The sequence below is a fragment of the Mesorhizobium sp. M4A.F.Ca.ET.022.05.2.1 genome (assembly GCF_003998845.1).
GTDB lineage: Bacteria > Pseudomonadota > Alphaproteobacteria > Rhizobiales > Rhizobiaceae > Mesorhizobium.
The window spans coordinates 1-4,915 of record NZ_RZOJ01000442.1; the positions used below are offsets into that span (position 1 = coordinate 1).

Consider the following 4,915-nt stretch of genomic DNA (forward strand, 5'->3'; position numbering starts at 1 on the left):
CCTTCGGGTCGGTGCTCACCACACTCGTGTGGCTGTGGCCGCCGACCACCACGTCGATGCCGGGGATTTTCGCGATGACATCGCGCTCGCGGTTGTAGCCGATATGGGTCACCGCGATGATCTTGTTGACGCCTTGCGCCTTCAGCTTCTCGACCTCGGCGGTGATCGACTTGACGTCGTCTTCGATGGCGATGTTGGGGCCGGGCGAGGCAAGCTCCGGCGTATCATTGGTGACCGCGCCGACAATGCCGATCTTCTGGCCGCCGACCTCAAGCACGACCGACGGTTTGATCTTGCCCGCGGCGCCCGACTTGTCGTTGGGCACGACATTGGCGCTGACGATCGGGAACTTCGCCTTGTCCAGGTAAGGCACCAGCGCGCTCTCGCCGTCGTCGAATTCGTGGTTGCCGAGCGTCACCGCGTCGGGCTTGATCTGGTTGAGGAATTCCTCCTCCGCGGCACCCTTGTAGGTGATGTAGAAGAGCGAGCCCTGGAAGCTGTCGCCCGCATTGAGCAGTAGCACCTTCTGACCGTCGAGCTTCTTGCGTTCCTGCGCGATCGCGGTAACCAGCCGGCCGGCGCCGCCAATGCATTCGCCTTTGGTTTCTTCCTCGGCGGAGCATGTCGACTCGTATTTGTTGTTGCCTTCAATGCGGCTGTGCCAATCATTAAAATGCAGGATGTTCAATGTGTAGTCGGCAAAGGATGATCCGGCGGACAGGCCAAGCGCGGATGCTGAAAGAGCGGCAATGGCGGCGATCTTCTTCATTCTCGTCTCCCGGATGACCTTGAACCAGAGGCGCTTAACGCCCTTGCACTGAACGGGACATAGCAGCCAGATCCCGACTATGTTCCCATCGCGTTTTCATCGATGCAAGCGGAATCGGGCCAGCATTGCCGGGCGCAAAAAACGGCGGCTCGCGGGCCGCCGTCTTCCGAAAAGCGAAGGATGTACCGGCTTCAGGCGCGCCGCGTCAGCACGAAGTTCTGGCCCGACGCGCTGGTGCAATTGAGCTGGCTGGTGGAGATCATCAGGCAGTTGAAGCTGATCGGTGTCTGGCGGATCAGCGAGGTGCCGTGGATCTCGACCGAAGTCGCCCCGGTCATGGTGTAGCTGCCTTCGGCGAGCTTCTGGCCGGTGTCCGTGGCGACGGTGGTGAAGGTGCCGGCGGTGAAGCTCGACAGGCCGGTGCCCTTGGCGTCGATCCAGGAACCCTCGACGCCTTTCGGTCCGGCTGCGATCGGTGGCTCGGAAGGGCCGACGGTGGTGCAGGCAGAAGCGGCGAGCAGACTTGCCGCCGCACCTGCCGAAAGCAATTTGCGCGCAATAGTCATTTGAAATCCTCTCCTCTCGCATCGGCCGGAAAACCGCTTTCGATTTTCGGAAGGCACGAGGCGTACATCAAAGTGCTGGAGCGTACTTTCCAATGGATGCACGTCGCTCCAGGCCGCACCCCTTCAATCGCCCGATTTCCGGGCGATTGCAAGGCATCGCGGCATGCCGGCGCCGCATCGGCCCGAAAATCGAAGATCGATCTTCGGAAGGCGTGATGCACGCAATTTCAATGGCTTAAAGCCCTCTTGCAGGTCCGAAGGAGCGCGCGCGCTGCAACCCGCTATCGCACCAGGATGTTGCGGAATTGCCACGGGTCGTTCTTGTCGAGATCCTCGAGGAAAAGCCCCGGCCGGTGATCGAGCGGAGTCCAGTCGGTATAGTAGCCCTTGACCGGCCCGAGATAGGGGAACTGCACTTCCAGGCAGCGCTTGTAGTCCATCTCGTCGGCCTCGACGATGCCGGCTTGCGGGTTTTCCAGCGCCCAGACCATGCCGGCAAGCACCGCCGAGGTGACCTGCAGGCCGGTGGCGTTCTGGTAGGGAGCGAGCTTACGCGCCTCGGCCAGCGACAGCTGCGAACCGTACCAGTAGGCGTTCTTGTCGTGGCCGTAGAGCAGCACCCCGAGCTCGTCGATACCGTCGACCAACTCGTTCTCGTCAAGCACGTGATGGACAGGTTGCGCCTTGCCAGCCGCGCCGAACATCTCGTGCAGCGACAGCACCGCGTCATTGCACGGATGGTAGGCATAGTGGCAGGTCGGGCGGTAGTGGACCTTACCCTTCTTGCCGCGCAAGGTGAAGAAGTCGGAGATCGAGATCGCTTCGTTGTGGGTCACCAGGAAGCCATATTGCGCGCCGGGCGTCGGGCACCACGAGCGCACGCGGGTGTTGGCGCCGGCCTGCTCCAGATAGATCGCCGCCTGCGAGCCGTTCTTGTGCTTCCTGGCGTTCTTCGGCATCCAGGTCTCATGCGTGCCCCAGCCGAGTTCGGCAGGCTGCATGCCCTCGGAGACGAAGCCTTCGACCGACCAGGTGTTCCAGAACACGTCCATCGGCTTCGGCTTCTTGGTGCGCTGCGTGTCGCGCTCGGCAATGTGAATGCCCTTGACGCCGGCCTTCTTCATCAGTTTCGCCCAGCCCTCGCGGTCACTCGCGGCCGGCTCGGCAAACTCCAGCCCAAGATCGGTGGCGAGGTGGACCAGCGCCTGCTTGACGAACCACGAGACCATGCCCGGATTGGCGCCGCAGCAGGAGATCGCGGTGCTGCCGCCGGGGTTCCTGGCGATTTCCTCGCGCACGCTTTCGCGCAGCGCGTAGTTGGTGCGCGCGGCGTTATCCGCCTTGTCATCGAAGTAGAAGCCGAGCCAGGGCTCGACCACCGTGTCGACATAGAGCACGCCGAGCTTGCGGCAGAGTTTCATCAGTTCGAGCGAGGAGGTGTCGACCGACAGGTTGACGCAGAAGCCCTGGCCGCCGCCATTGGTCAGAAGCGGCGTCAGCAGCTTCTTGTAGTTCTTCTTTGTCACGGCTTCCTGCATGAAGGTGATGCCGCGCTCGTCGAGCAGCTTGCGGTCGCTATCGCGCGGGTCGATGACCGTCATGCGCGATTTGTCGAACTTGAAATGGCGTTCGATCAGCGGCAGCGTTCCCCGTCCGATCGAGCCGAAGCCGATCATCACGACGGGACCGGTGATTTCACCGTAAACGGGCCAGTTTTCATTCGCCATTTTTTCAGACACTCCGTTAAACAGGGCAAAAGCCGGGCGTTTCTGCCGGACGGCCAAGCGCTACACCACAGATCATTGTCATAAACCAGTGAAAAGCGCCAACCACTGGTCCGGCTCGCCTGATGGCGTGGTTAAGCTGCCGTGGCCATGTCGGCGAGGAAGGCGACCAGCCGGTCGCGGTCGGCGGTCAGTCCCTTGTAGTCGAGCTGGGCCTCGTCGAGCGCCTCCAGCTGTGCGGCGAAGGATGCCGCGAGCGTCGCCCTGTCGGGATGGCGTGCCAGCACCTTGAGCGGGTCGAGATGGATGCGGATGGTGAACAGGATGTCGCGCGAGACGGGCAGTTTGCGCAACGTCTGGCGCTCGACGCGGATGAAGGCATGGGCGTCGATATCGCCGTCGGCGAAGCGTGTGGGGCGGTTGGTGGCGCGGTCGATGCGCTGGAGGTTGGAGAGCGGATGGTAGAGGGCGTCGCCGGCCTGGATCGACCAGTTGTAGCGCTCCACCGCCTGACCCTGAAGACCGTCGAACATGCGGTTGATCAATTCTGCCGGACGCGTGCCGGGCCCGAACCCCGGCACCGGCGCATGGATCTGCTGCAGCGGCTTGCCGAATTTTTCCAGGAGCGACCAGGACGAAGGAAAGCAGAGCGAGCCGGCGGCCAGGCGCCAGCCGCTTTCATCCCGGCGCATCAGGATCAGATCCTCCTGGACGAGCAGGGATGCCTGAACGAGCGGCGCCGCGCGCAGGGCCGCAGTCGGTCCGCCACCGTTCTCGTCGCCGATCACGGCGGCGCCGGAGCCGCCATCGCGATGGGTCCCGGGGTGTTTCGCCGCGAGATAGGCTGCGAGGAGATCGAGCACCTCTCGCTGGGCCTCGCGTGTGCCATCCTCCTCGACGAAGACCTTTTCGGGAATCTCCGCGTAGAGCCGGCGCTTCTCGGCGAGATGAGGCAAGAGACATTCGTCGACATCGATCCACTCGTCGAGGCCGAGCGGCTTCAGCCCGATGGTGAAGGGTTTCGACGAACCGTCATAGGGCGTATGGGCGGGCCCGTTCATGCTTCCTTGAACGCGTCGAGTTGAGCGGCGGTCATTCTCGCCGTGAATTCAGTGATGTCATAGTCGGCGGCGCCGGCTTGGGCGAAGGGATCGGCGGCCAGCTTGGCGTCCAACACGTCGCGCGGGCCGCGCGCTATGATGATGCCGCCGGTTCTTGGCCGCTTTGGACCGGAGATGACGAAGATACCCTCCGCATAGCATGCTTTCAGCCACTCGACATGTGCAGCTTGCAGCCGATCGATCTCGGTAAGCGGCACCTTGTAGTTCAGCGACACGACGAACATCATTCTCTCCAGACCTGCGTCAGGCCAACCGTGCGGGGATAAGGCCGCGCAGCGAATTGCCGACGAAGATCGCCTTCGCCGACTTCAGATCGTCTAGGGTGTAGATCGCTTCGCGGGCGCGGCCTTCATCCAGAAGCTCGCCGCGCAATACGCCAGGCAAGAGACCGCAGTCGAGCCGGGGCGTTGCCAGCACGCCGTCGCCGAAATCGGCGAAGAGATTGGTGATCGTACCCTCGCAGAGTTCGCCGCGTTCGTTGGCGAGCAGCACCTCGTCCGCGCGGCTGGCGAGATATTCGGCGCGCGCCCGCTGGTAGGTGTCGCGGCGGCTGGTCTTGTGGCGAAGCAAAGTGTCGCCGGAATCGAGCCGGACCCGCGCCAGTTGCAGGCGCCAGACCTTGTCGGCGGCGAGCGGCTCATAGCGCTGCGCGGCAGCCGTCACCTCGCCATTGCGCGCCAGGACCAGACGGGTGCGCAAGGCGATCGTTTGCCGGCCAACCGTGTCCGTCAGCAC

6 protein-coding genes are annotated in these 4,915 nt (G+C 63.2%); all 6 read right to left on the reverse strand.

Annotation, left to right across the window (positions count from 1 at the left end):
- The coding region (locus EN745_RS30005) for a metallophosphoesterase (protein ID WP_189363200.1) at positions 1–769 on the reverse strand (769 nt) is incomplete at its 3' end.
- Positions 770–960: 191 nt separating this feature from the next.
- Positions 961–1,335 (reverse strand): hypothetical protein, encoded by a 375-nt coding sequence (locus EN745_RS30010; protein WP_127422913.1) that lies wholly within the window; start codon positions 1,333–1,335, stop codon positions 961–963.
- A gap of 281 nt (positions 1,336–1,616) precedes the next feature.
- On the reverse strand, positions 1,617–3,062 hold the full coding sequence (locus tag EN745_RS30015) for a homospermidine synthase (protein ID WP_126058430.1): 1,446 nt from the start codon (positions 3,060–3,062) through the stop codon (positions 1,617–1,619).
- Between the two features lie 131 nt (positions 3,063–3,193).
- Positions 3,194–4,120, reverse strand: a complete 927-nt coding sequence (locus EN745_RS30020; protein ID WP_127422914.1) for a DUF3445 domain-containing protein — start codon at positions 4,118–4,120, stop codon at positions 3,194–3,196.
- Complete coding sequence (locus EN745_RS30025; protein WP_126059365.1) at positions 4,117–4,404, reverse strand: YciI family protein; 288 nt, start codon at positions 4,402–4,404, stop codon at positions 4,117–4,119. The genes EN745_RS30020 and EN745_RS30025 overlap by 4 nt, the downstream gene beginning before the upstream one ends.
- A gap of 19 nt (positions 4,405–4,423) precedes the next feature.
- Positions 4,424–4,915: aminotransferase class IV family protein (locus tag EN745_RS30030; protein WP_127422915.1), on the reverse strand; the 492-nt coding region annotated here is incomplete at its 5' end.

Bases quoted from the DNA above. Each gene is read 5' to 3' on its own strand.
- EN745_RS30010 (WP_127422913.1), bottom strand. From the start codon at position 1,335: ATGACTATTGCGCGCAAATTGCTTTCGGCAGGTGCGGCGGCAAGTCTG.
- EN745_RS30015 (WP_126058430.1), bottom strand. From the start codon at position 3,062: ATGGCGAATGAAAACTGGCCCGTTTACGGTGAAATCACCGGTCCCGTC.
- EN745_RS30020 (WP_127422914.1), bottom strand. From the start codon at position 4,120: ATGAACGGGCCCGCCCATACGCCCTATGACGGTTCGTCGAAACCCTTC.
- EN745_RS30025 (WP_126059365.1), bottom strand. From the start codon at position 4,404: ATGTTCGTCGTGTCGCTGAACTACAAGGTGCCGCTTACCGAGATCGAT.